The 23,726-nt window shown below is 60.6% G+C and carries 22 protein-coding genes and 2 pseudogenes; 14 read left to right on the top strand and 10 right to left on the bottom strand.

All coding sequences use genetic code 11. The annotated features are described in order from the left end of the window. Window positions 1-92 precede the first annotated feature (92 nt). Window positions 93-287: pseudogene (locus LB559_RS04505) on the top strand (IclR family transcriptional regulator C-terminal domain-containing protein); the annotation flags it as partial. Between the two features lie 168 nt (window positions 288-455). Then, entirely contained in the window at window positions 456-1,064 is a 609-nt protein-coding gene (locus LB559_RS04500; RefSeq protein WP_224673128.1) for an EF-hand domain-containing protein, read from the top strand. Window positions 1,065-1,068: 4 nt separating this feature from the next. Here LB559_RS04500 and LB559_RS04495 read toward each other — a convergent pair whose 3' ends face one another. The 4 genes from LB559_RS04495 to LB559_RS04480 form a co-directional block, all read right to left on the bottom strand. Next, window positions 1,069-1,572: a hypothetical protein gene (locus tag LB559_RS04495; protein ID WP_224673655.1), complete on the bottom strand. Its 504-nt coding sequence runs from the start codon at window positions 1,570-1,572 to the stop codon at window positions 1,069-1,071. A gap of 819 nt (window positions 1,573-2,391) precedes the next feature. After that, the gene (locus tag LB559_RS04490) at window positions 2,392-2,595 is read right to left on the bottom strand and encodes a hypothetical protein (protein ID WP_224673127.1); all 204 of its coding nucleotides are present in this window, start codon (window positions 2,593-2,595) and stop codon (window positions 2,392-2,394) included. A gap of 401 nt (window positions 2,596-2,996) precedes the next feature. After that, window positions 2,997-4,046 carry a chemotaxis protein CheB gene (locus tag LB559_RS04485; protein WP_063170815.1) on the bottom strand — a complete coding sequence of 350 codons (1,050 nt, stop codon included), beginning with the start codon at window positions 4,044-4,046 and terminating at the stop codon, window positions 2,997-2,999. 127 nt (window positions 4,047-4,173) lie between these two features. Beyond that, window positions 4,174-5,142 carry a manganese catalase family protein gene (locus tag LB559_RS04480; protein WP_024505775.1) on the bottom strand — a complete coding sequence of 323 codons (969 nt, stop codon included), beginning with the start codon at window positions 5,140-5,142 and terminating at the stop codon, window positions 4,174-4,176. A gap of 480 nt (window positions 5,143-5,622) precedes the next feature. On the opposite strand from LB559_RS04480, the gene LB559_RS32825 reads away from it, so the two are divergent. After that, window positions 5,623-5,757 carry a hypothetical protein gene (locus LB559_RS32825; RefSeq protein ID WP_013525051.1) on the top strand — a complete coding sequence of 45 codons (135 nt, stop codon included), beginning with the start codon at window positions 5,623-5,625 and terminating at the stop codon, window positions 5,755-5,757. 550 nt (window positions 5,758-6,307) lie between these two features. After that, the gene (locus LB559_RS04475) at window positions 6,308-6,832 is read left to right on the top strand and encodes a ferritin-like domain-containing protein (protein WP_224673126.1); all 525 of its coding nucleotides are present in this window, start codon (window positions 6,308-6,310) and stop codon (window positions 6,830-6,832) included. A 53-nt stretch (window positions 6,833-6,885) separates the two neighbouring features. On the opposite strand, the gene LB559_RS04470 is transcribed toward LB559_RS04475, so the two are convergent. Next, a complete protein-coding gene (locus LB559_RS04470; protein WP_164920089.1) occupies window positions 6,886-7,362 on the bottom strand; it encodes a hypothetical protein in 477 nt (158 codons plus the stop codon). Between LB559_RS04470 and LB559_RS04465 the strand changes: the two genes are divergently transcribed. Together LB559_RS04465 and LB559_RS04460 are read left to right on the top strand one after the other, a co-directional pair. Next, a complete protein-coding gene (locus LB559_RS04465) occupies window positions 7,267-8,553 on the top strand; it encodes an SDR family oxidoreductase (protein ID WP_013525049.1) in 1,287 nt (428 codons plus the stop codon). The two genes, LB559_RS04470 and LB559_RS04465, sit on opposite strands and share 96 nt — an antisense overlap. Further along, window positions 8,553-9,035, top strand: a complete 483-nt coding sequence (locus LB559_RS04460) for a DUF2269 family protein (RefSeq protein ID WP_013525048.1) — start codon at window positions 8,553-8,555, stop codon at window positions 9,033-9,035. The genes LB559_RS04465 and LB559_RS04460 overlap by 1 nt, the downstream gene beginning before the upstream one ends. Before the next feature lie 633 nt (window positions 9,036-9,668). Here the strand turns inward: LB559_RS04460 and LB559_RS04455 are convergent. The 4 genes from LB559_RS04455 to cphA form a co-directional block, all read right to left on the bottom strand. Then, window positions 9,669-10,526, bottom strand: coding sequence for an alpha/beta fold hydrolase (locus LB559_RS04455; RefSeq protein ID WP_224673125.1), 858 nt, complete (start codon window positions 10,524-10,526; stop codon window positions 9,669-9,671). 257 nt (window positions 10,527-10,783) lie between these two features. Beyond that, window positions 10,784-11,701 (bottom strand): cyanophycinase, encoded by a 918-nt coding sequence (locus tag LB559_RS04450; protein ID WP_224673124.1) that lies wholly within the window; start codon window positions 11,699-11,701, stop codon window positions 10,784-10,786. Beyond that, window positions 11,605-12,507 carry an isoaspartyl peptidase/L-asparaginase family protein gene (locus tag LB559_RS04445; protein WP_224673123.1) on the bottom strand — a complete coding sequence of 301 codons (903 nt, stop codon included), beginning with the start codon at window positions 12,505-12,507 and terminating at the stop codon, window positions 11,605-11,607. The genes LB559_RS04450 and LB559_RS04445 overlap by 97 nt, the downstream gene beginning before the upstream one ends. Further along, window positions 12,507-15,287 (bottom strand): cyanophycin synthetase, encoded by a 2,781-nt coding sequence (cphA, locus tag LB559_RS04440; protein ID WP_224673122.1) that lies wholly within the window; start codon window positions 15,285-15,287, stop codon window positions 12,507-12,509. The genes LB559_RS04445 and cphA overlap by 1 nt, the downstream gene beginning before the upstream one ends. 663 nt (window positions 15,288-15,950) lie before the next feature. On the opposite strand from cphA, the gene sdhD reads away from it, so the two are divergent. Next, window positions 15,951-16,340 (top strand): succinate dehydrogenase, hydrophobic membrane anchor protein, encoded by a 390-nt coding sequence (sdhD, locus tag LB559_RS04435; RefSeq protein WP_224673121.1) that lies wholly within the window; start codon window positions 15,951-15,953, stop codon window positions 16,338-16,340. 77 nt (window positions 16,341-16,417) lie between these two features. Here the strand turns inward: sdhD and ctaD are convergent. Further along, a pseudogene (gene ctaD, locus LB559_RS04430) lies at window positions 16,418-18,072 on the bottom strand (cytochrome c oxidase subunit I). A gap of 154 nt (window positions 18,073-18,226) precedes the next feature. On the opposite strand from ctaD, the gene LB559_RS04425 reads away from it, so the two are divergent. From LB559_RS04425 to LB559_RS04390, 7 genes are all read left to right on the top strand, one after another. Continuing rightward, window positions 18,227-18,397 (top strand): hypothetical protein, encoded by a 171-nt coding sequence (locus LB559_RS04425; protein WP_013525040.1) that lies wholly within the window; start codon window positions 18,227-18,229, stop codon window positions 18,395-18,397. Between the two features lies 1 nt (window position 18,398). Next, complete coding sequence (locus tag LB559_RS04420; RefSeq protein WP_224673120.1) at window positions 18,399-19,205, top strand: DUF2243 domain-containing protein; 807 nt, start codon at window positions 18,399-18,401, stop codon at window positions 19,203-19,205. A gap of 1,063 nt (window positions 19,206-20,268) precedes the next feature. Further along, a complete protein-coding gene (locus LB559_RS04415; protein ID WP_013525037.1) occupies window positions 20,269-20,862 on the top strand; it encodes an SOS response-associated peptidase in 594 nt (197 codons plus the stop codon). A 5-nt stretch (window positions 20,863-20,867) separates the two neighbouring features. Beyond that, the gene (locus LB559_RS04410) at window positions 20,868-21,578 is read left to right on the top strand and encodes a hypothetical protein (protein ID WP_024505780.1); all 711 of its coding nucleotides are present in this window, start codon (window positions 20,868-20,870) and stop codon (window positions 21,576-21,578) included. A gap of 675 nt (window positions 21,579-22,253) precedes the next feature. Next, window positions 22,254-22,394, top strand: a complete 141-nt coding sequence (locus tag LB559_RS04400) for an entericidin A/B family lipoprotein (protein ID WP_032809501.1) — start codon at window positions 22,254-22,256, stop codon at window positions 22,392-22,394. After that, window positions 22,391-22,582 (top strand): hypothetical protein, encoded by a 192-nt coding sequence (locus LB559_RS04395; protein WP_224673119.1) that lies wholly within the window; start codon window positions 22,391-22,393, stop codon window positions 22,580-22,582. Before LB559_RS04400 ends, LB559_RS04395 begins: the two co-directional genes overlap by 4 nt. Window positions 22,583-23,179: 597 nt before the next feature. Then, the gene (locus LB559_RS04390) at window positions 23,180-23,500 is read left to right on the top strand and encodes a KTSC domain-containing protein (RefSeq protein WP_127369311.1); all 321 of its coding nucleotides are present in this window, start codon (window positions 23,180-23,182) and stop codon (window positions 23,498-23,500) included. Window positions 23,501-23,726 lie beyond the last annotated feature (226 nt).

The raw sequence follows: 23,726 nt of genomic DNA, 5'->3' as shown, positions 1-23,726 counted from the left end.
CGTCCAGGAATGCGTTTGCCCGCAGCCTTTACGGCCACCGGCAAAGCCTTTCTCAGCCAGATGAGCGATTTCGAAGTACGGCGGCTCTATGCCGATGGTCTTCCCGAGCCTCGAACACAGAAAGCGTGCAAACTATTGACGACCTCATTGCTGAAATGCGCGATATCCGCACGAATGGCTTCAGCTGCGACGACCAGCAGGTTGCGGACGGGATCATCTGCTTTGGGGCCCCGGTGCTGAATTCCCTTGACCGCCCAATCGCGGCGATCGCCGGGGCAATCGTTTGACGCATTGCGGAAGCCGAACTAGCCGCTTCATTAATCACAGGCATTCGAGGCTTGGCCCAAGGGCTCACGAGCAGCTTGCCTTCGCCGGAACCTAGTCCCCTCAGGGAACAACAGATCGAGCTCCAGTTTGGCCTTCCAAGCAAGCAGGCGCGATAGATGGAGCACGCCATGAGACATTCACACGTCACGACGGCCGCGGCCGCTTTCATAGCTCTGACCTTCCCCGCGTTGGCCCAGACAAGCGGAACACCGGCCCCCTCGACACCCGCACCCCCTCCGGCCACCGAACAGCCGGTCGGCGGGCAGTTGCCGGATATCAACCGACAAGCGGACGGACCAACACGCGAAATGATCCGCCAGATGGTTGAGCAAGCGGTCCGGGAGAGAATGAAGCAGGATCGCGGTTCTGAGGAAGGTTTCCGCGATGAGGAAGATCGCTACATGAACCGGGACGGCCGCATCAAGGATGCTGACCGCCCCGATGAAGCTAGCCGTCATGGCGACCATTGGCTAAATCGTGGCGACTGGGGCAGAGGACACAGAATGGCTCGACACCGTGGTCACCAAATGATGCGCGGTGCCGGCATGCGACTGGTGTTTGGACTGTTGGACACGGATGGCGACGGTTCATTGTCCCAGAACGAGGTTGAAGGCGGGGTCGGCAGGATCTTCATCAACATCGACGAGAATGGTGATGGCAAGATCGATCTGGACGAAATCCAGTCCTTCATGCACGGCTCCAACATGCATGGCCGAAACAGCGAAGACATGCCGTAGCTGTTTAGAGGTGAGGACTTACTTCAGACGGAGCGGCGAGCGGGCGGCGTCGAGCGCGAGCGGGTGGAAGTAATGGCGTTGCGCTATCGGGCGCGACGTGCCAGGGGGTTGATGCCTTCAAAACCATGGAAAGCCGAATCAATCCTACTTTGTCCATGAGCACCGCAATTTGGGCTGCCGCGCGACCCAGAAAGTTCGAAAAGCTTCCAGGAACCCCAGGGGAATTGGCGGCGACATTGCGGCCCCACGGATAACGCAGCGAACGTCGGCGAAAAAGCGGCCAATGTCGTCGGCAAAAGTATGTCCGAATGACTGTCGGCTGCAGTGTCGTGGGAACGAAAGAAACTTTCGTGTGCGATTTTTGCACACGGTTTCCCGCAATTATCTGATATTGCTTATCTGTACCATCGATCAGGGTGCGGTGCGGCAGTTGTTCGAGGATCCAGGCGGGTGTGAAGTCCCCGCCCAGCGCCGCCTGGATCATCGCCTCGGGATTGAAGGCGTGCATCGCCCGCCCGGAGCGCGGCCGTGTCGGCTGCATCGCTTGCGATGCGCTCGCGCCAGCGCGCCGACAAAACATCGAATGCCTTTCGAGGAGATTCTGAAGGTCATCAGCCGGCCCTTCGATGAGCAACAGGAAATGGAACGCTATGCTGACCCGCCACGCGTGGATGAACGCGTCCTACGCACATTCTGCGGTACATTTGACATTGATGTGGCCGTTCACTTGTGAAAATGCGGAAGACCCTTTCGCAAGCTAGCGTTCGAACTGCTGGCAGGGAAAACCCACTGGGTTATACCACGAAGATGCTTGTGCCCTTGTAGCAGCCCCATGGGCGCTGACTGGTCATCGCTCGTGCGAGCAGCGAGGTGGTCTTGCAGGTCTGGTTGTCTGGGTCCTTCCTTATGACCAGTGCTGGTCGGCACGATCACCGTCATAGGCTCTGCTGCACCGACACCTAAGCACATTAGGCACTGTGGCTGAGCACCGGGCTTTTCCGCCATGCGCGAAGGGGAACTCCAGGACCAGGACTTCGCGCTCCTCGAAAGTGTCGAAGGTCGCCGGTGACGACTGGCTTCCCGGGCCAACAGTCCTTCGCCCAGGATTTCCCTGGCAGACGCCATGGCGTCGTCTTCTACCACTTGCAATTTGCGCACTCCTGCCCCTCTGGATCCTTGAGGAGCTGACCGTCCCGGGTCCGAACGTGAAGGAAGAAACTCCGCATGGTTGCTCCGCATAGCCCGACTTTCAAATGCGGCATGCATGCGTCGGAAAGGCACCAAGCGTGGATATCCACGCGGCCGCGTGACTCCCTAAATGGCTTGCTCAGCCAGGACTCTCCGTTGGGATCGATCTGTCAAACCGCACGCCGAGACCGTGTGCGATGGCGCTGGCTGCTATCATGTCATCAAAGGCTCTTCCGGAAATCTGCCAATTCGGGAGCACCTCCCGAATGGCGGCTTCTGCCGTCGAGGTAGAAATGACGTCATGTCGCCTTTTTCTGGATTCGACATATTGCTCGACCAGCATTGCAGACCTCTTGCAGCAATCTTATCTGTAAACATCGGGTTTCTCCAGGCGGCCGAGGCCGCATTCGTCGGCGGCGCCATACTTCAATTGGTGAACCCGCGACACGAGCGTTAGCTCGTGGCCAAAGCTGCTGTCGGGTATTTTGTTCCGGATAGCCGAGGCTTGGCAATTCCCAGCATTTCTGCTGAAGTTGGCGTTTTGGAGCGGGGTGGAGATGGTTCGGAATTTCTGTTGAATGCCCTGCGCGACGTCCGCCTGACGTTGATGTGACCTAATATCGTTCTTTGCCGACACCCTTGCTGTCTCTGTGGGATCATGGTCTCCGGCAAGTGACGCCGCCAACCCGGTAACCGTGAGCCCCGGACCGAAATAAGCTCATGGTTGTCGGGGCGTGTGTTTTGTCACGGCCTTCGACGATGGATAATTTCTTCAATAAGTTTCGCGTCGGCTTCGTGTTCCGCGGCCCGCGTAGCCATTTGGCTGGCCAAGCTATGTCTTTCCCGAGCGGCTTCTCGTTGCGCCGTCCGTTTCGCCAACTCGGCCCGCTGCTGGTGCGCTCTTAGAAGGCTCCAAAGGGCCTGTTCCGCATCGTCCGCCTGGGCCTGCATCAAAACGTCCGCTCCGAATGCATGTCCAGTGTGACAACGGTAACGGGTAATCGGCCCGTCTTCGATCTCCCAAAGCGGTCCGTGACATTCGGGGCAGACAAATGTCGAGGGGATGCCAAGCTGGCGTTCTGTCTGTTCCATTGTGCTGTGCTCCTGAGCAGCAATCGCAGCCTCAAGGCGGATGACAGGCGGGATTTCTGGTGTCGGCCCTGCGAGTTCGGACGCAAGCCTGCGCAACAGGCCAGCCATTTCGGACAGGGCGACGCAATGGTCGACTTCCACATTCTGCAAGGCGCTCAGCGGCATATCGGGTACTGCAGCGTCGTCGGGATCTTGAACCACGCTGACCCCTCCGCAAATCTTGATGGCGCGCAAGCCGGCGGTCCCGTCGGAGAGGCTGCCCGTGAGCACGACACCAATCACGCTGCCGCCAAAGCTGCAGGCCGCTGATCGAAAAAGGGGATCGATGGCAGGGCGCGCCAAATTCTCCCGCGGCCCGCGCCGCAGCAGCATGTGATCATCATGTAAAAGCAGGTGAGCTCCGGGCGGTGCAACGAAGATGTGCCCGTTTTTAACCTTCGTGCCGCTGGCGGCATTCGCTACGGGCATGTTGGCAGCGCGACCGAGAATGTCGCCGAGGTAACTCGTGAGACCGACGTGCTGTACGATGAGGAGGGCCGCCGGAATGTCCGGCGAAATATCCCGGACAAGTCTCTTCAGCGCGTCGAGGCCCCCCGCCGAGGCTCCGATTGCGACAATGCACCGGTTCTCGCAACCGTAGGCACGGACCTTCTCCGACTGCCCCGCATGTTCCGACTCTGATCGTGGTGCGGCGGTGGCCATATGTGCTTCACCCACTCAGCAAATAGCGAGCACTCCGGCCAGTCCGCTGCTGCCAGTCGGATGCCCTGCTTTCGTCGTTAGCTTCCTGACCCCGAACATTGTTGCCCGCAATGACGTCAGCTCCAAACTAACGCTTACGTGCGCGTTTGACAGCAGCCTCGGCCACGGCCGGGGCCTCCTGAATGCTTGCCGCGCCGCCAAAATCCGCGTTCTTGGTTCGGCCAGCTCCCGGACCGGCACCTAGATCAGCGCCCGTGATCGGATCGGACGCCGGATCAGAAAGAGTACGGTCGGCCATCTTGGCCACCACCTTCATGTCTCTGGCGCCCATTTTGACGGTTGCCAAGCCGTCTCCGCCGTCGACGGGCATCACCTCTTCAAGGTCATCGATCCGATCCCACTCTTCGCCGGAATTCCATGGACCATTGGTATCGCCGTCACCTTGAGAGGTGTTGACGTACATGCTGGCGTACCTCTCGATGCCCGGGAGCTTGCCTGACGGGAAATTGTTTTCGATGGCGTAGAGTGCTTTCTCAAACGACTTTTGATGAGCGATCTCGCGTGTCATCAGGAAGCCGAGCGCGTCCTTGATGCCCGGATCATCGGTGATGTTGATGAGGCGTTCGTAAACGATCTTGGCGCGCGCTTCAGCGGCGATGTTCGACCGCAAATCCACGGTAGGTTCACCGCGTGAGTCGACATAGGCCGCGGTCCAGGGAACGCCGGCTGAGTCGCACAGCGCGGGAGCACCGCCAAACAGGATGGATTCCTTGGCTGTCGTACCGCTGGCGCCGATCATCATATAAAGGTCCGCTTCTTTCATCTGGCCTTCGGCAAGTTGTGCCTTGAGCCCCTTGTTCAGCATGGTGACGATCGATCCCACCACCTCAAGGTGGCTGAGTTCTTCAGTGGCTATGTCGAGCAACATGTCGCGACGGCCAAGATCATCCTCGCCGAGGCCTTGCGTGAAATAGCGCATCGCCGCGGCAAGCTCACCATCGGCGCCACCGAATTGTTCCATGATCATGCAGGCCAGGCGGGGATTAGGCTCCGAAACGCGGACGGTGTATTGCAGGCGCTTGTTGTGCATGAACATTGGCAATCCTCCAGGGGGTTGGGTTGCCCAACATCCGCCTGCGAGGATTGTTCCATATTGCATCGAGTGACGCAGTGGCCGATCCGCGAGGCCATGGCGCGCTAGGGGTGAAATTCGTGTCGGGACGCACATCAATGAGCGCCTCCAGATGGGAGAAAGACTGGTCGCGCACGTTTTCCTCCGGGTACTGGAACGAACATGTTGTCGGGACTAACCCACGATGAAAGCGGCGAAAAAACTGCTGAGGCTCTGCATTCGTCTGCAGGTCACAGCGATGGGATGACAGATCCCGAATGGCCACAGCAAAGTCCGGCGCCAGGCATCTCTTGCGAAGTTTTGCGATCTCGGAACAATCGCGCCAAACCACAGTTCGAGCCAGGCAGCGGAGCTGCACGATTGGTGACCCGATCCCCGCGTGAGCCCTCCCACGGCGTAGGCGCTTGATCACCAGCAGGCGATATAATCGAGGCGATAGCATCGATGGGCAAGAAGGCCAAGCAGAACACCGCGTCTCGGACGGATCGCGAAAGGGCCATCGAAGCGAACTACTTTGCCCGAAAGTGCGGCCTCACCAAGGACGAGGCACTCAAGATTCTCAGGTCGCAGGATCGATGAAGAAGCGAAACGGCGGTCGGGCGGCCGGTAGGAGCAATCGTCGCTCGATCGTCGCAACCGATGGCGGCGCATGATCTAGTTCACCCCGACACACCTTTTAAACAATCCGCTTCAACCATCCGGGCATGCCGCGGGCCGGGTCCCGTTTAGACCGGCAGAGGCAGCCGAGCGACCATTGTGGTTTGCAATATGTGCCGAAAAGCGCGCGATCTGGTCTCACAGCAGCTTGCCCACAAAACGCTGAAGAGGTCGTTCCGGCGCCGCGGCCCCCGACCGCCGTCTTATCAACATTGATCGGCGAAAGCGTGACCAGCAATCGACTTCGATAGGCGAGAACGCCGGTTAAGGCGCGGCAGGCGGCTTGACAAGCGGCCGCGAGGCTAGCCAGGCGCAGAGGCGACATGGCGCCGGTTGTGCCGACCAGAACGGAGCGAGATCACGGTCCTTGCTCGTGTTCCCACGATGTCTTTGAGGGCGAGGAACAACCGATGGCCTTGGTTGTTAGAGCTGCATATGCCGCGAAGCATTGAACTCGAAGTGGGACATGGAGATGGCGACGAAGAAAAGCGCCCAGAGCAGCACAAAGGGCCTGGAAGATCTATTTTACGAAGCCTTGAAGGACATATACTACGCGGAGCGTAAGATCTTAAGTGCCCTCAGGAAAATGGCCAGGGGTGCCGAATCGCAAGAGTTGACCGCCGCGTTCGAGAAGCACCGCGACGAGACTGAGGGTCAGGTTGAGCGGCTGCAGCAGGTGTTCGAGATTTTCGGCAAGCGCGCGCAGGGCAAGACCTGTCCCGCGATCGACGGCATCATTGAGGAGGGCGGGGAGATACTGGAGGAGTTCCAGGCGGCGCCGGCCCTCGACGCCGGGCTTGTTGCCGCTGCCCAGGCCGTCGAGCATTATGAGATCGCCCGTTATACGACATTGGTAACCTGGGCAAGGCTGCTCGGCTTGAATGACGCGGTTCCGCTGCTGCAGCAGACGCTCGACGAAGAGAAGGCAACGGACGAGGCGCTGACGCAGCTTGGAGAAACCAGCGTAAATGAAAGGGCGCTGCAAGATGCCGCCTAGATCTAGCTGAACGCGTTGGGCGGGAAGGAGATCGAGTCCATCGACACCGTCGATCAGGTTGGCTGGCGCTGCGTGCATGAGCAAATAGTGGATACGGTCGTTGCACCGAACCGTCCGAGGCGGTCATTCCTGCGCGAACAACTCGCCTTGCCCATGAATGGTTGCAGGAACATCCGTGGCAGCTTGGGATCAGCGCCCATGGTAGAAACCAAAGGAACAATCAACCCGAGCTTCCGCTCGATATCGTTGCTCGAAACTGTCGGAGCTCTGGCCGGACGCGCCAGCAGCGCCGCGACGCTCGCTTCCATCTGCCCTCGGCGAGGCGCGCGGAATCGCTCGATCGTGCGGCCCGATCGCAGCGACACCGCTGTTTCGTCCGGCTCCGCGTGCAGACAGGATGAGGCGCGACTGTCACTGCAGTTTTCAGGTGCCAGGTGAGGGTTCTCGTCACCGGCGCGTCGGGTCTGATTGGAGCTTCGCTTTGCGCGCGCCTGGCCGCCGATGGATATGAAATCGTTCGCGTGCTGCATCGTGCCGGCACTGCGCCCTTCACCGGCTTGCCGCCTGTCTTGCTAGACATGGCAAAGGCGCTGCGGACGCAGGACTGGAGCCCGCACCTCATAGGCGTCGATGCAGTCGTCAACTGCGCCGGCGTGCTGCAGGACAGCACGCAAGAAAGCACTGGCGGAGTGCATGCGGGCGGCGCATCGGCCCTCTTTGCCGCCTGTGAGCAGGCAGGCGTGAGAAAAGTCATTCACTTCTCGGCAATCGGGGTCGATCGGCTGCAGCCGTCCGCCTTCTCGGCCACCAAGCTGGCTGGCGACCAGGCGTTGATGGCGCGCGATTTGGACTGGGTCATCCTGCGCCCGTCGGTCGTGCTGGGCCGGCCGGCGTTCGGCGCCAGTGCGCTGTTTCGCGGACTGGCCGCATTGCCACTGTTGCCGGTGATGCCCAGCACGGGTCGGCTTCAGGTCGTACAGTTGGATGACGTGATCGCCACTGTCCTGCATTTTCTCCGGCCCGATAGCGCATCGCACCTTGCGCTTGACCTTGCCGGACCTGAAGCGCTGCCGATGAGCAAGGTGGTCGGCCTCTACCGCCGCTGGCTCGGGTCGAGACCGGCTGGAGAGTTCACTCTGCCCGGTAGCGTCGCGGCCGGCCTGTACCGGGTCGGCGATGCGGCGGCTCTGCTCGGCTGGCGACCGCCGATGCGCAGCAATGCGGCCAAGGAAATCGTGCGGGGCGCTGTCGGCGACCCGCAGGCGTGGATCACAGCGACAGGGATCCAACCATCCAGCCTCGAAGCGGCGCTAAAGCTCAATCCCGCGACGGTGCAGGAGCGATGGTTCGCCCGTCTCTATTTCGTCAAGCCGGCGATCTTTACTGTCCTGCCCTTCTTCTGGATCATGACCGGCATCATTTCCGTGACCACCGGCTGGCGCCGCGGGGTCGACTTGCTGGTCGGCACGGCCATCGGTCCGCTGGCGGAACCGGCGGTCATCGCCGGAGCGCTGGCCGACATGGCGGTTGGCGCGTTGATCGCCTGGCGACCGACCAGTCGGCTGGGGCTGTTCGGGGCGATTGCGGTGGCTCTTTTCTATGCGATCGCGGGGACCATGCTGCGACCAGAACTGTGGAACGAGCCGCTCGGCCCATTCCTGAAGATCCTGCCGATCCTGGTTCTGCATTTTGTCGCGCTGGCGGTCCTGGAGGAACGCTGATGACCTACTTCATGCTCAAGTTCCTGCATGTCGTCGGCGCGGCCGTGCTGCTGGGCACCGGCGCCGGCATCGCCTTCTTCATGCTGCTCGCTCACCGGACCGGAAATTCCGCGACCATCGCGGCGGTCGCACGCATCGTCGTGATCGCCGATTTCATCTTCACTGCAACCGCCGTCGTCGCCCAACCTGTCACCGGTGCATTCCTCGCCTGGCATTCCGGCTATTCGCTGACCGAGGGGTGGATTGTGCTTTCGATCCTGCTCTACTTCATCACCGGGCTGTTCTGGCTTCCAGTCGTGTGGATGCAGATCGAGATGCGCAATCTCGCTATGCAGGCCGCGGCAGCGAAGCAACCTCCACCACAACGCTATGACACCTTGTTTCGGCTCTGGTTCGCGTTCGGCTTTCCTGCCTTCGCGGCTGTTCTCGCCATCTTCTGGCTGATGATTTCGCGGCCTTCGATCGATTGGTTCGCCTTGTAGCACCGGACTTCGTCTCCCTCGTCACGGTCTGCAACATCGTTGCGCCTAACAAATGGGCGGCGATGGAGCCAGCCGCAGACTGCCTCGTTCCGTTCCTACATACCGGGTGGCTATGGTTGCACAGGTTCCCGGCCATCGCCGGAGCACCTCTGTGGCGGGAGGCTGACGGGACTTTGATTGCCGACGACACGTCTATCCACGTCGCCCGTGCACGGCTTCGAAATGCATCGTCGGCGACTTCGGTGGCAACTTGCGGCATTGCAGCCCGAGCTTGTCGTCACCGAGCACGGCGCTCCCGCATGCCGCGGGGCCTCGATCGTGTTGCCGAGCGGTTCGGCGAGGTCGCCGTCCGGCCGCAGTCGAGATACGCGCCGTTTGACCACCGTCGACGAAGGCCACATCTACCGGCAGGCCTGAGCAAATCAGCGACCGCGTTTCCCGCAGTCCTTTCATTCGGCGATCTCTGCTGCGGATCCATCGCCGGCGTGACCCGTGCCTTCAGGAGGCAGTTCGGCCGCTTGGTGTCGGGCGCTCTCAGCCTGGGGGCAATGGGCGACGCCCGGCGAACCGGCTCGGCGCAAGTACCCTGCGCTGCCAATACGACAAGGCGCAGGCTGCCCTGATCGATGATGGTCAGCGCGCAGCTGGCGAGAGCGCGTCGCTGCTGCCACCCTCTTTTGGTGGACGAGGCATACAGGTGACCTTGTCGATCATTCCGAGCACCGCCTGCGGGTCACTGTGGTGGGCCATGTGCCCGGAATTCGGGATTATTTCCATCAGTGACCCTGAAATTTCGGCATGCAAGCGTTCCGCTTCACGCCGAGCGTCGAACAGCCTGTCCCCTGCTCCAGCCACGATTCCGGTCGGCACGTCGATGTCCCGATAGCTAGGCTTCGTAAACAGCGCCGCGCTGAGCATCAGGGCTGTCTCCACACAGACTGAGCGCAACTGAGAGGGGCGGCTGGCGACCTCCTTTGTGCTCACTGAAAAAACGTTCGAGATCGGCCCGGGCCGGAATATCTTTCGCATGGCCGACGGCCAGCCGAGCCTTACTGCGAGCGGCAGCAAGGTGTGAAGAAATGCCGAGCCCATCAGCGGTATGGCCGGTAGTGCTGCAAGAGCGAGATCCAGCCTCGGTGAGGGATAGTAATATCCAGAGACGAGGACCAGGCCGGCGACCGAGGGAGCGTGCCTGCGGGCCATCTCCAGCGCGATCCACGCGCCCCAGGAATGTCCGAGCACGAGGTACTTGTGAATGCCTATTTTGGCGGCGGCCTCGTGGAAGAGATCGGCCTGCTCGCACGCCGACCAGCGCTTTCGAGCCGGTCGCGAGCTTCCGCCGAAACCTGGCCGGTCGAAGGCGAGGACCCGATGGTTGGCACTCGCCAGGTCGAGCACGCCGCTGACCGCAAAATCCTCCGCAACCGAGCCATTGCCATGCAACAGGAGCAAAGGAGGCCCGCTGCCTTTCTCGATGATACTCAGGTCCACCCCATCGATCCTCAGAGTGCGTCCCCTCGAACGGGGAGCCAAGGCCTTCCTGGCGCGTGCGTTATTGTATGCCGCCAGCGACAGGGCGGCAGCCGCAAACAGTGTGGCGAGTTTTATCCGGTTTGAAAACATACTGACTCCTGCGCTGGGTCTGCACGGTGGCCCACCGTTGAGCGCGTCGCGGTTGTGCATCGGCATCGACGTCGCCAATTCGGTCAGCTGTCCCGCCGCATCTTTGCCATCAGGGTATCGAAGCCTCACGGAACCCCGACCGGGCGTCGCATCGCGAGATCGAAGGCATCGCCGGAGCTCAGCACGTGAACCCTCAGATCATGGATGGAAAGGGCGGCATCAGGTTCACCTTCCGCGATGTTGGAATGCGTGACGCCGGCTGCATCGACCAGATAGACAGCGCCGCTGCCGATGACCTTGAACATCTCGCCATTCACCACGATCGCCGTGTCTTCATCGATGCCGATGCCCAGGACCCGTGGGTTCTGCGACACCGCTCCGATGAGCCGCCCGATGCGGCCCCGCTCCGCAAAGTGCTGGTCGATGATGACATTCGGCAGCAGGCCCAACCCCGGCGCCATGCGAATATGGCCGATCCGAAAGGACGCAGCGTTCGGCCCCTTCACCATCATGGTATCGCTCATGACCGACGCGCCCGCGGAGGTGCCGGCAATTATGCCTCCGGCTTCATAGATTTCGTGCACCCGCTCGTCGATGGGGGTGTCGCCGATCTGGCTGGTGATGCGGAGCTGGTCGCCACCGGAGAAGAACACAGCGCTCACGTTTGCGAGCGCGCTTATTTTTTTTTCATGCGCCGCCTCGAGACGGTCGTTGACGTAGAGCTCGACGACTTCCTTGATGCCCAACTCGCCGAAGGACTTCTGATACTTCTCGAGATAGCCATCCGGCTCATGCGAAGCGATGGTCGCAAGGACCAGGCGCCCGTTCGGAACCAGACTTGCGACCTCCTTCAATATGACGCGATCGCCGTCATGGTCCTCGTGGCCACCGATAATGACAAGCGTTCCGGCTTTGCCATTGGAGGGGCGCCTTTTCTTCCTGTCGGTCATCTGCCCTCGTCTCTCTTGCGCACGAAGACATGCGGATGGTTGTCCTCGCTGGTCATGAACGCGACTGCGAACTCCCGGCTGTTGTGCGCCCACCCGGACTTCCCGGTTGGGGTAAGCACGATGGCTCCCGCTTCACCGCCGATCGCCTCAACCTCCATGAGGGAGGGCTCCAGCACCTCCTCAACGCCCGCCATAGCTGCCTGTCCAGAGGAAAGTGCGCGCCGCGCGGAAAGCTCCTGCATGACGCGAGCGGCGAGAGCCTTTCGCGCGATATGCTCGCCGTCTCCCGAAAAGGCCACGGCGCCCAGCTGGTTGTCGGCGTAGTAGCCGCAACCGGGTTGCGGAGAATCGCCCACACGGCCCGGAGCGCTGCCGTCCAGTCCCCCGGTCGAAGTGCCCACGGCGAGATCCCCATACTGGTCAAGGGCAACGACGCCGATTGTATCCTTCGCCTCCGACTTGCTGGCCAAATCGCGTTGCTGCGGCGTGACCAAATCAGCCGGATCGCAAAGCTCCAGTTGTTTATCGGCCGCGAAACGCCTGGCGCCGTCCGACGCCAGCAGGATTGGCTCCTCATGCAGCATGGCCTTGGCGACACTGATGGGATGGCGCACGCCCTTGATCACAGCGACGGCGCCCACATTGAAGTCCCTGCCCTCCATGACGCCTGCGCACATTTCGACCTCGCCGTCCGAATTTAGGGCACTGCCATATCCTGCATTGAACGTCGGGTCCGTCTCGAGGACACGACCGGCGGCTTCTACCGCGTCGACTGCAGTTCCGCCGCCGGCCAGGACGGCGCGACCGGCCTCAAGCGCCTTGATGCACCCGTTGCGATGCGCCTCCTCCTCTTCTGGATCGATCTCCTTGGCGCCGCCGTGCAGGATGAGCGACCACATCAGCCAGCCCTCAGATGGCGAACACGGGTCTGATCGGGCCCTCGCCGAGAAGGTGCCGCGCCCTCAAACCCGGTCACGTGGCTCCAGACCGCCTCAACGTCGTCGACGGTGAGCACGACAAGGTCTTTCTCCCGAGCAAGCTGGAGACACACGTCGACGGCCTCTTTTTCGGGACAGACGGCTTGTATGCGCCCTGGAGCGCAGCCGGCGTTCAAGGCGCCTTCCCGCAGCAAGCCGGCGATCGTTCCGGGGGCTCGGCCGCGCAGTTCATGTTCATCCTCCTTGAAGACGATGACGTCGAATATTCGCGAAGCCACCGCGCCCATCTCGCGTATGTCGCATTCGCGGCGGTCGCCCGGTATTGCGACAAGGCCGATCGTGCGCTGATACCCGCGCTTCATATGGGAAACGAGCTTTCCCAGCGCCTTCAACCCGTCGGGATTGTGCGCGTAGTCAACGATCGTGCGGAAACCATGCCCGTCGAAGACGTTGAGGCGACCGGGAGAATGCTCGAACGAGGTGGTGAACTCGGCCAATGCAGCGCGGATAGTTGCCGCAGGTATGTCGTGGCAATGTGCCATCGCAACGGCCGCCAAGCTGTTGGCAACATTGAATTCAGCGGCCCCCTCGAAGGTCGCGGGAATTTCGTCGACGTCCATCAGGAACATCGACTCCCCATCCTCGTGGATGACGATGTCCCAACTGTCCCTGCTGCGCTCCCGCGTCACGGCGCGGCCGCCTTCCGCCACGTGGCTGCACAGGAAATCGGGCCAGTCGCTCCTGTTCACCAGCGAGAAGTAGCAGATCCTGCCCCCTGCTTCGCGCGACATCGCGGAGGTGTGAATGTCGTCGGCGTTGAGGATGCTCCACCCGCCGCGGCGGACAGACTCGACGACCACCGACTTCACTTCCGCCAGGTCGTCGATAGTGTCGATGCCTCTCAGCCCCAGATGATCGCCATGGACGTTCAGCACCGCGCCAATGTCGCATGCGTCGAATGCAAGGCCTTCGCGCAGGATGCCGCCGCGTGCACATTCCAGCACGGCGACATCGACACCTGGCTCGCGAAGCACGATCCTGGCGCTTTGCGGACCCGAGCAATCGCCTGTCATGATCCGCTCGCCGTTCAGGTAGACGCCGGTGGTCGAGGTGAGCCCGACCGTTGCACCATTCGCCTGAAGAATGTGCGAGAGCATTCTGGCGGTGGTCGACTTGCCGTTTGTCCCTGTGATCGCGAAGATTGGAATGCGGCCGTCCTTGCCACCCCTGAAGAGAAGATCGAGCACCGGCCGTGCGACATTGCGGGCGCGGCCTGAGGACGGTTCGAGATGCATGCGAAACCCGGGACCGGCATTCACCTCTATGATGCCGCCGCCGGTCTCGCTGACCGGCCGGGAAATGTCAGGGCAGACGAAGTCGATCCCCGCAATGTCGAGACCGACGATCTGTGCCGCCCGCCTGGCGATCAGCGCGTTTTCCGGATGGATTTCATCCGTCCGGTCAATTGCCGTCCCGCCGGTCGACAGATTAGCGGTGGGTCGCAGGAGCACCATTTGACCCGGCGCTGGAACGCTCGAAAGCGTGAGCTGCGACTTTGACAGGAAATGCTCGACACATTCGTCGATCTCGATGCGGGTCAGCACCGAAGAATGGCCCTCTCCCCGTCGCGGGTCGTGGTTCGTCTCCTCGACGAGTTCGGCGACAGAACTCCGGCCATCGCCGACGACATGTGCCGGGACCCTCTCGGCAAGCGCCACCACCTTTCCTCCGATCACCAGGATCCTGTGGTCCGAGCCGACGAAGTGCTGCTCGACGATAACGCTGCGACTGTGTTCTCGCGCCTGTTCGAAGCCCCAGCGGACTTCGTCCTCGCTTGCGAGGCCGATGTTGACGCCGTTTCCATGATTGCCGTCCAGTGGTTTGGTGACCACAGGGTACCCGAGCCGTGCCGCTGCCGCGACCGCGTCCTGCGCCGATCGCACCAGTTCCCCGCTGGGGACCGTTAGCCCGGCCTGCTGCAGCAGAAATTTTGTCAGGTCCTTGTCGGAGGCGATTTCGGTCGCGATCTCGGAAGTGAGGTCGGTGCAGCTGGCGCGGATTCGCTTCTGATGCTTGCCTTGGCCGAGCAGCACCAGGCTGCTGTCATCGAGCCGCGCCGCGGGAATCCCCCGTCTCCCGGCCTCGCGCACCAGAGAGGCGGTCGTGGGGCCCAAGGCACGCTCGGCGGCGCGAGCCTTGAGCTGCTGCAGCCTCACTGCGAAATCGAATGGCCCGTCCATTTCGGCAATCTCGTCGAGCCCCTCGAGGCCATGCAGATTGGCCGGCAGGAGACCATCCACCAACTCGAGCGCAACTCGTCCGGCGAGCAGCCCCACAACCTCATCATTGTAGGCGAACATGACGTTGTAAGTGCCCGGACTGCCTTTGACCGAACGTGTCTTTCCTCGTGTCACCCGGTGGCCCAGCATGTTCTGCAGTTCCAGGGCGACGTGCTCCACGACGTGGCCGAGCCAGGTTCCTTCCTGCATACGGCGGACGAACCCGCCGGCGACGCCATAGCTGCAGCCATGGGCCGCAAGGCCGGGCAACAGGCGAACGATGTCCTCGGTAAACCCGGGCAGCTTGTCTGTCGGGAACGCCTCAAGGGCCCCGAGGTCAATCTGGATCCGGACCATTGGACTCATGCTGTAGAGATGAGGTCCGCGGAACACGCGAGCGTCCACGACACGGATTCTGGTGCGAAAACGCGAGGCGTCTTGATGAATTTCGTTGCCCGACATAGCCCGTTCTCCTGACTAGCCCCGCAAACTTCTTGAGGATCGATACGTTCCCGACGATGAAACGCAAATATTTTTGCGCGATCGAGAAACAAAAAGCATGTTTAACATATGTTGGCCAAATAACAGATTCTGGTCATCTTACCTGCCGCAAGGGGCGGGCCAAGCATGCGCCTGCTTGTTCCTAAGCATAGCCCGGCAAGCCGCGGCCCATTGGAGGCGAGACCCGACCAGGGTGGGGACAGAGATCCCAGGTGCCGAGTGCCGGGTGGGCTTGTGGCGACCGCTTTGAGGGCAGCATCGAAGCATTTATATTTTCTACGCCGGACGCCCACCGGGGAACATTTCCAAATGCACTGTGTTTGGCGCCACCCTTGCCCACCGGAACTAAAGCCATGCAGAGTCGGAAATTGGTGAAGGCCGCGCTGGTCAAAGAGATCGACGCCGTCCGCCTCAGCATCTCGCTCCTTGAAAAGGAGTTGTGGAAAGCTGGCAGACCCGGGAAGATTGGATGGCGTTCAGGATACGAGCTAACCGCCCAAAAAGCTCGCCTCGCCAAACTGGAGAACGTGCTTGCGCACTATCCGTCCGTGACGCGAGCCCGAGCATTGGACAGCAACAGCTTGAATTACGGGCAACGGAACCAGGTGAGTTTGGGGAAGCAAGATGGCTGACCGACGCTCGATCAGAACTCCGCTAGCTCGAGTGCGCGGCCTTGGGTCGGCTGAACACGGAACCGAAACGTTCATGCTGGAACGACTGACATCTGCTGCACTGTTGATCCTCGTCATCTACATCGTCGCGGTCGTCATAAGGCTGAGCGGAGAGCCTCGAGATGTCGTCATCCGCGTAGTCGGATCGATCTATGTCGCACCCGCCCTCATCGCCTTCATGCTGGTGAACTGCGTCCACATGCGGCTGGGCATGCAATCGATCATCGAAGATTATTGCCACGCCACGGTGCTGAAATCTGTCCTGCTGATCGCCAACTGGTTGTTTTGCTGGGCAGTAGCCCTCGCCAGCTTTTTCGCCGTGCTCGTGATCAGCTTCCGATAGTTCAATTCACGGCCAGCGCGGCGCGCGCCTTCCAACTCAGCGCCGATCCCGCCGCCTGTCGCGCTCGCCAGCCGGATTCATTTGATTTTCGGCAGCCTGTCCCATTGATGGAAAGGCGGTGGAGAGGTCAACTCCCATTCCAATGTGGTGGCTCCCGGCCCCCAGGGGTTCATGCCGGCGGCCCGTCGCCGGTGGAAAGCCTCCACGATGCCGGCAAGGAAAATCAGGACACTCGCGGCCGACAGATACGATCCAAAGGAGGAGACCATGTTCCAACCGGCAAAAGCGTCGGGATAGTCGATGTAGCGACGTGGCATGCCGGCCATTCCGAGAAAGTGGTGGGGGAAGAAGACGAGATTCACACCGACGAAGGTCGTCCAGAAATGGATTGCAGCCAAAAGCGGATTGTACAAATATCCAGTCATCTTCGGAAACCAGTAATACCAGCCCGCGAAGATGCCGAAGATCGCACCCAACGAGAGAATGTAGTGGAAGTGTGCGACGACATAGTAGGTGTCGTGCAATTGGCGGTCCAGGCTGGCATTTGCAAGCTGTACGCCGGTCACGCCTCCGACAGTGAACAGGAATATGAAGCCGAGCGCCCACAGCATCGGGGCGCGCAGGCTAAGGGAACCACCCCACATGGTCGCGATCCAGGAGAACACCTTGATCCCAGTCGGCACCGCGATCACCATCGTGGCGAAGGTGAAATAGCGCTGCGTGTCCAGCCCTATTCCGCTGGTGTACATATGGTGGGCCCAGACGACGAAGCCGATCGCTCCGATCGCGACGATCGCGTAGACCATCCCCAGATAGCCGAAGATCGGCTTTCGCGAAAATGTCGAGATCACCTGGCTGACGATGCCGAAGGCCGGCAAGATCATGATGTAGACTTCCGGATGGCCGAAAAACCAGAAGAGATGCTGGTACGGATAGGATCGCCGCCGCCGTCCGGCGCGAAGAATGTGGTGCCGAAATTTCTATCGGTCAGGAGCATTGTGATGGCCCCTGCCAGGACAGGCAGGGCCAGCAGCAGCAGAATCCGGTGATGAGGATCGACCACGAACAGAGGCATTTTATGCAACGTCATCCCTGGCGCGCGCATATTGAAGATCGTGGTGATGAAATTGATGGCGCCTAGTATCGAGGAGGCTCCCGCGATGTGCAGAGAAAGAATGACCAGATCGACGGCAGGACCGGGATGGCCGGACGTCGACAGGGGCGGGTAGAGGAACCAGCCGGTCCCGGGACCGTATCCGCCGGGGACGCTGGGCATGAAGATCGACAATAAAAGCAGCATCAATGCCGGCGGCAGCAGCCAGAACGAGATGTTATTCATGCGTGGGAACGCCATGTCCGGGGCGCCGATCATGATCGGAACCATCCAGTTGGCGAAACCACCGATCAGTGCGGGCATGACGGTGAAGAAGATCATGATCAGCGCGTGCGCCGTGGTGAACACGTTGTAAAGTTGCTTGCCGGCATCTATGGCCGCGTCGCCTTGGTAGCCGTAGATCATCGATGCTAACCCGGGGAAAACCTGGATCCCGGGTTGCTGCAGTTCAATTCGCATGCCCACCGACAAGAGCATGCCGATGACCCCCGCGATGAAGGCGAAGATCAGGTAGAGGGTTCCGATATCCTTGTGGTTTGTCGAAAACAGCCAGCGGGTGATGCCCCGCGGCTTGTGGTCGTCGCGGCTGCTCGGAGCCGCCGCCGAATATTCGCTCATGAATGTTCTCCGCTTCAGCCATCCCCCAACAGGGCATCCGAACCATGATGTAAGTTGATTGTTCCTCCCCAGAACGCCCGACGCGAGGGAACATACGGCAGAAGCCAAGGTTCGGGTCGGGCGCGGCGTGCCCGCGGTTGAAGGGTCGACATCCATGCTGGCAATCATTGCTGGGACTTTGGTTCTGACGACAGTGGTCGGCGGGCTGATTACCGCCTTCTGGATCGAGGCCCGTCATGATCTCCACGACCCGACGCCGGACAGGGCGATGCACCTGGAGCTGCTAACCAGACTTGGCTCTCCGGTTTCGGCGGAGTCGTCCTGATATGGACACCATCACCGCGAAACTCGATCCGAGAACGAGAGTCGGCTGGCTTCTGCTCGGCTTCGCGCTGGGCGGTTTCTTCGACGGCATCGTCCTGCACCAGATTCTGCAATGGCATCATCTTCTCTCGGGCCTCGCCGACCCGGCGGGTTCCGACCTGCGCTTCCAGATCATGGCCGACGGCCTCTTCCACTTGTTCATGTACGTGCTCGCCGTTGCCGGCACGGTGCTGCTGGTGGCGGCGAGGGCAGCAGGCAGGCGGGACGTAACGACGACCGAGATCCTTCGGCTGGCCTTCATCGGGTTCGGCGTCTGGCATCTGGTGGACGCCATTGTGTTCCATTGGCTGCTCGGCCTGCATCGGATCAAGATGAACAGCCACATGCCGCTCCCCTGGGATATTGGGTGGCTGGTCATCTTCGGAATCGTGCCGCTGCTGTTGGTGCTGGTGCTGCCCAACCGCGGTGGACCACCGGCAGGTGCCTCGGCGGCTCTGACCAGCATCGTCCTGCTTGCAGGACTGGCTGCGGGTGCTGGCCCGCTCTTCAACGGTGCAGCCACTTCCGTCATCGTCTTTCGAGCTGGGATGCAACCGGCCGCGATGATGCAGGCGGTTCAAGCGGCCGACGCCGACCTCAAGTGGGTCGACGCCAGCGGCACCATCTGGGGCGTCGATAGAGTCTCATGGCGCGGGTTGATGACCCTGCACGCGCGCGGCGCCCTGGTCGTCGGCACAACGCCTGTCATTGCCGGATGCCTCGCCTGGACCGATGCCGCTGGTGCGAGCAGTCGCTCCTACCAGCAGTGAGGCATCCTAGCCCGCTTCCGAAAGATGGCGGGCTTTTTGTCGGCCGGTTGCCACGCCTGGCCGACGGCAAAGAGTGGCACATTGCGGATTGGCAAAGGGTAAGATCGATGAAGAACAGCTATCAGAAGCCGGCATTCACGAAACGTGAGCGGCCGTCGTCGGTGACGGCTTCGCCCAACTCATCCGGGCTCTCCGGGATTATCGATTAATCAAGAGAATTGCAGCTTTGGAACGCCCGCTGCTCAAAGGTGGCGGGCTTTTTGTGCATTAGTGGAACCTGATATGTCGACGCAGGTTGGAAACGGCGGCAGCGTCCCCCGCTGCCGGGCCTGGGTCCCAAGCCTTGGCCGGGTCCGCCTCTGCCCGCCAGCAGGGGCGGACCCACTGCAACATGGCTCCGAAAATGAAGTTTGGATTGCGCTCGGTTTCCCTGGCCGAGCATAACACCGGAAGGCCCGTTACTGCTCCCTCAGTGGCGGGTTTTTCAATGGCAGGTTGGCCGGTGAAGCATCACGTCGCGGTTCTCAGGACCCGTAACGCTACCCTGAATTGCTGGATTCGTTGCCCTTGGCATCGCAGACCTTGCATATCAGATCGAGACGGGAGCCAGCACCAGAACGGGCCAACTCTGCCAGAATCTCGGTCAGTACTGCGGTGTCGGAAAGGTCCAAGACATAGCGAGCCATACCACATGAAGTCGAACAGACCAGAAAGGGTTGCTGTACGGTTTTCCAAAATGGCGCGAAGCTGATCACGGACGGTGGAACAAAATCGCGCTGTCAAACTTCGGCCGTTGCACTGTTCCCATTCAGTGCTTTCCCCATGAGAACTGCCCGCTGGCCTGGCGGCGGTAGGCGCTGGGCGCGGCTTTCCGCAGATGGTCTGATGAACCGGACCTTGAGCGCATCATTGTGAGCCACGGCGATGTCATCACGGACAAACTGCGCGATGCTCAAGCAGATCGCGAGATTTCGGGCATAGCGGAAAATCTCCGGATGGTGGCGCCGCAGCCAAGCCGCGTTATCTGTTATAAGTCATCAACTGACTGAAAGCGTGGGCAGCTATGTGCAACGACTATGAGCAGCATATCGCCTGGGCCGAATATTGCAGGATGAGGCAATTGCTGGCGCTCGACATTCCCACTTATCAAACCGAACTGGATCTGCCGCAGGCGGATGACATCCGCATCAGTGATCCCGCCCCGATCATGCGCGCCGCCGGCGACACGATCGAACTCACGCGCATGACCTTTGCCTTTCCACCCTCCGGGCCCAAAGGCGGGCCGATCTTCAACTTCCGCTCGGAAGGACGGAACTTCTCCAACAGCAAGCGCTGCCTTATTCCGGCGTCGGCTTTCTTCGAATTCACGGGAAAGAAGTCTCCAAAGGCTAAGCATCGCTTCACGCTCAACGGCGCCTCGTTCATGGCGATCGCCGGCCTGTGGCGCGATGGCGAAGGCAACAAGCCCCCGACATTCGCAATGCTGACGACGGAACCCGGCCTGGACGTGGCGCCCATCCACAATCGCCAGATTGTGGTTCTGCGCCCGGATGATTGGGCGGCATGGATCCACCTCACGAAACCCGAGGTGGAGCTGTTGAAGGCCCTGCCGGCCGGGTCGCTGGCGGTAGAAACCGTGCGACAAGGAAGCGACTAGCTCAGATGCCGGTGCGTTTTGCGCAAACACGAAAGATTCTTGGCGGCTTGGCTGCGGCAATTGTGGCCCCTCGAGATCGCGGCTCTCGCCAAAGCGTCAGCACCTCGTTGTCACTGATTACCGAGTGGCCCCTTCCGCCATCAGCGACGCTTGGCTCGTCGGTGCGCACGAAAGGTATCGAGCGTGAAATACGTGCCCGCCTGCCTTGGGCGGTGAGGAAGTACGTCAAAGCCGAGACTGGTCGCATGACATTGCGGATGCGCGAAGACGATGCCGAAGAGTTCGAGGCCGCCTCGAACAAGATCGCCAAGGCACTGGAAACCATCGCAGTACTCCCGGTCCTGCCGCGCGAGGCCGAAGACATCCTTGCGATCTCTTCGCGTGAGCGTCACAAGTGGCTGAAAAACGGACGGCTGCAAAGCATTGGCACCCGCACCGTGAAGATGCGCGGTCGATCCAAGGCCGTCACCTTCCACGTGTTCGATCCCAAGCACATCGAAGACATCCTTGATCGTGATCTGCCAAGCCTTTGGCGTGAAGAGGACGCGCAGCAAGTTACAGAGAACAGGCGACGTGGCGCCGGCAAGGCTGCCCTGACGCGGGCGGGAAAGGGTAGCGAGAAGGGTCGCGGTGCCGGGAATAACCCCAGAGATGACGCTCCCCGGCCCAAGTTGAAGGGCTGGAACGCGTTCGACGACGAGGGCCTGCTCCGTTAAATCCGTCTAGCCATTCGCGTCAGAATGAGCCCTGAGCGAAAGCTAACCGGGAGCCGAAACGATCTGCAGTCGCGATTGGCACGTCCCGAACCAATCCATGCTCATGGAGTTCTTCAAGCCGACAACCGCCCTTTTTGAGGATGGCAGATGTTCGACAACTTCGTGCTTGAAATGTTGGAAACCGAGGGCGGCCGATAAGGCTTCGGCATGGCGGATCTGGGCCGCCTCTGCTTCTGATCCATGGCCATCCTCGCACGCATAGGACTTGGGGCCAGGTCGCCGACTTGCTGTCAGCAGATTTCTCCACGACCATACCCCAATCACTACCCGGAAGGAAAATCATGGCTGTTTCCTATAGAAGGAATCGCTTGCCACGGTGGTGCAGGAAGTCGGCGATGTGAAGAATAGAGGCGCTTCGGCATTTTAAGGTGGATTAGGTCCTGACCGACAAATGGTGCTACATGGGCGATGAAGAATGCCCGCCCAGCGTACGTTGTCTACGCACCACCGCTGATCGGCCTTCCGTTCCTGGCTGTGATACTGGCTCTGGATGGGACGACCATCGCAACGCCCTTTGACACCGCAGATGAAGCGGCCGCCCACAACAAGGTGATGGCGGTTACAGGTGCGATACGGCAAAGCGGACTTGATAATCACAAATAGGAGAACCCGTCCATGAAACTGCTACGCATCACACCGATTGTCATTCTTGCCTGTGCCTTTGCCCTTGCGGCCTGCGCCAACACCGTCCGAGGCGTCGGCCGGGACGTCAAGGCAACGGCCAACGCAGTCGACGACACGGTCAACAAACCATGATGCAGAGGACCGTCACGGTTATCGAGAAGACAACGGGCCGCGTGATCGGAGCGCTGCCGATCGATCTTGCGCAGCAGGATCACGAGGGCTCCGATGATCAGTATTTCACCAAGGCGTTCGAAGCCGCCATGGACAGTGGCCTCATTCGTGAGTCCGACAAGCATGCGGTTGAATTCCGGCTTGAATAAAGTCGACGATGCAACCGCTTTTCTGTCGCGTATCGGGGCATTGTGGTTTGCATGGTTTTGCACCTCAGCCATCCAGCAGGGGTGAATCAACACACCGTCCAGTCCAACTATCCCTAGGACAGCCCGCTGCGGCTATGAATGGAGCGGCCGGTTTGGCCCGGAGGTGAAGCAGCAGCCGCTGCTCAAAGCCACTCAGTAGAGCAAATCGGTGTATTGGTAGGCGAACACCCTCCCGTGCTCGCATCGGTCACCTCAAGAAAGTAGTTTCCGGATCGGTGTGGCGTCACGGGCATTTTCGTTGCCTGTGCGGCGGCCCAATAGGATGTCGGGGCCCCAGCTCGGTATTCCGCTATCACCTGGCCCGCAGGATATTCTCGGATTTGATACCCCACGGTCAGCCCCAGGGTCCGAATCATCCATTAGAGATACCTAACATTTCCCTTTTGGCGAGGCGGGGTGTACTTTAGGTACCGCTGGGTGATCCTAGCGACCTACACTGCCCGCTGCCGAGAGGTGGCGGGCCTTTTTGTTTATGTGTGGAACACCGAAATCCAATGGGAGTTGGAATGCTGTCACCGTCCTTCCGTGGAGGCGATGATGGCCATGGACGTACAGCCGTGGTCGGCCCGCTCTCTGCTTCCTCACAGGGCGGGCCATCTCGCGGGTCGCTCACCGGCAATGACCTGGTGCACCATGCCGTCGACCTCAATACGCAAGTTCGAATACGACCCGGAAACCAGGGTTCTCTCAGTGTGGTTTGTAGCGAGTGGCAGGCAGTACGACTTTCTGGATGTACCGCCGGAGATCGTCGCCGATTTCAAATCTGCCTTTGCCAAGGGCCGCTATTTCAATGGTCGGATCCGCAACCAGTTCGCGTTCCGGCCCGTGGCAAGCTCCGATTCCAGCGGTTCATGCTGAGGCAGATTGTGCCAAGCGACCTGGCGGAAATCGCGCATGTCGAACGGCTGGCCGCAGACCGGACAGGTCATGAAATTGTCGCGCTCGTCGGCAGGCTCGCCGCCGTGCTGCGTGCCGGGAATCGGCGGTCCAAGGTCGGATAGCTTCGTCATAACCATCAAACATTCAATTCGTCTAAAATGTTCCGGAACCATTTTAGCGAGCGCTAATTGAATCGCACTATGCG

Source organism: Mesorhizobium sp. BR1-1-3 (assembly GCF_020165455.1).
Taxonomy (GTDB): domain Bacteria; phylum Pseudomonadota; class Alphaproteobacteria; order Rhizobiales; family Rhizobiaceae; genus Mesorhizobium; species Mesorhizobium ciceri.
The sequence above is the reverse complement of the archived record's forward strand: the minus strand, read 5'-3'. Positions and strand labels throughout refer to the sequence as shown.

Bases quoted from the DNA above. Each gene is read 5' to 3' on its own strand.
- LB559_RS04485 (WP_063170815.1), bottom strand. From the start codon at position 4,046: ATGGCCACCGCCGCACCACGATCAGAGTCGGAACATGCGGGGCAGTCG.
- LB559_RS04420 (WP_224673120.1), top strand. From the start codon at position 18,399: ATGGACACCATCACCGCGAAACTCGATCCGAGAACGAGAGTCGGCTGG.
- LB559_RS04410 (WP_024505780.1), top strand. From the start codon at position 20,868: ATGCCGGTGCGTTTTGCGCAAACACGAAAGATTCTTGGCGGCTTGGCT.
- LB559_RS04445 (WP_224673123.1), bottom strand. From the start codon at position 12,507: ATGTGGTCGCTCATCCTGCACGGCGGCGCCAAGGAGATCGATCCAGAA.
- LB559_RS04400 (WP_032809501.1), top strand. From the start codon at position 22,254: ATGAAACTGCTACGCATCACACCGATTGTCATTCTTGCCTGTGCCTTT.
- LB559_RS04475 (WP_224673126.1), top strand. From the start codon at position 6,308: ATGGCGACGAAGAAAAGCGCCCAGAGCAGCACAAAGGGCCTGGAAGAT.
- LB559_RS04495 (WP_224673655.1), bottom strand. From the start codon at position 1,572: ATGCACGCCTTCAATCCCGAGGCGATGATCCAGGCGGCGCTGGGCGGG.
- LB559_RS04460 (WP_013525048.1), top strand. From the start codon at position 8,553: ATGACCTACTTCATGCTCAAGTTCCTGCATGTCGTCGGCGCGGCCGTG.
- cphA (WP_224673122.1), bottom strand. From the start codon at position 15,287: ATGTCGGGCAACGAAATTCATCAAGACGCCTCGCGTTTTCGCACCAGA.
- LB559_RS04415 (WP_013525037.1), top strand. From the start codon at position 20,269: ATGTGCAACGACTATGAGCAGCATATCGCCTGGGCCGAATATTGCAGG.
- LB559_RS04395 (WP_224673119.1), top strand. From the start codon at position 22,391: ATGATGCAGAGGACCGTCACGGTTATCGAGAAGACAACGGGCCGCGTG.
- LB559_RS04480 (WP_024505775.1), bottom strand. From the start codon at position 5,142: ATGTTCATGCACAACAAGCGCCTGCAATACACCGTCCGCGTTTCGGAG.
- LB559_RS04500 (WP_224673128.1), top strand. From the start codon at position 456: ATGAGACATTCACACGTCACGACGGCCGCGGCCGCTTTCATAGCTCTG.
- LB559_RS04470 (WP_164920089.1), bottom strand. From the start codon at position 7,362: ATGCAGCACGCGAACGATTTCATATCCATCGGCGGCCAGGCGCGCGCA.
- LB559_RS04390 (WP_127369311.1), top strand. From the start codon at position 23,180: ATGGCCATGGACGTACAGCCGTGGTCGGCCCGCTCTCTGCTTCCTCAC.
- sdhD (WP_224673121.1), top strand. From the start codon at position 15,951: ATGGCTGACCGACGCTCGATCAGAACTCCGCTAGCTCGAGTGCGCGGC.
- LB559_RS32825 (WP_013525051.1), top strand. From the start codon at position 5,623: ATGGGCAAGAAGGCCAAGCAGAACACCGCGTCTCGGACGGATCGCGAA.
- LB559_RS04490 (WP_224673127.1), bottom strand. From the start codon at position 2,595: ATGCTGGTCGAGCAATATGTCGAATCCAGAAAAAGGCGACATGACGTC.
- LB559_RS04425 (WP_013525040.1), top strand. From the start codon at position 18,227: ATGCTGGCAATCATTGCTGGGACTTTGGTTCTGACGACAGTGGTCGGC.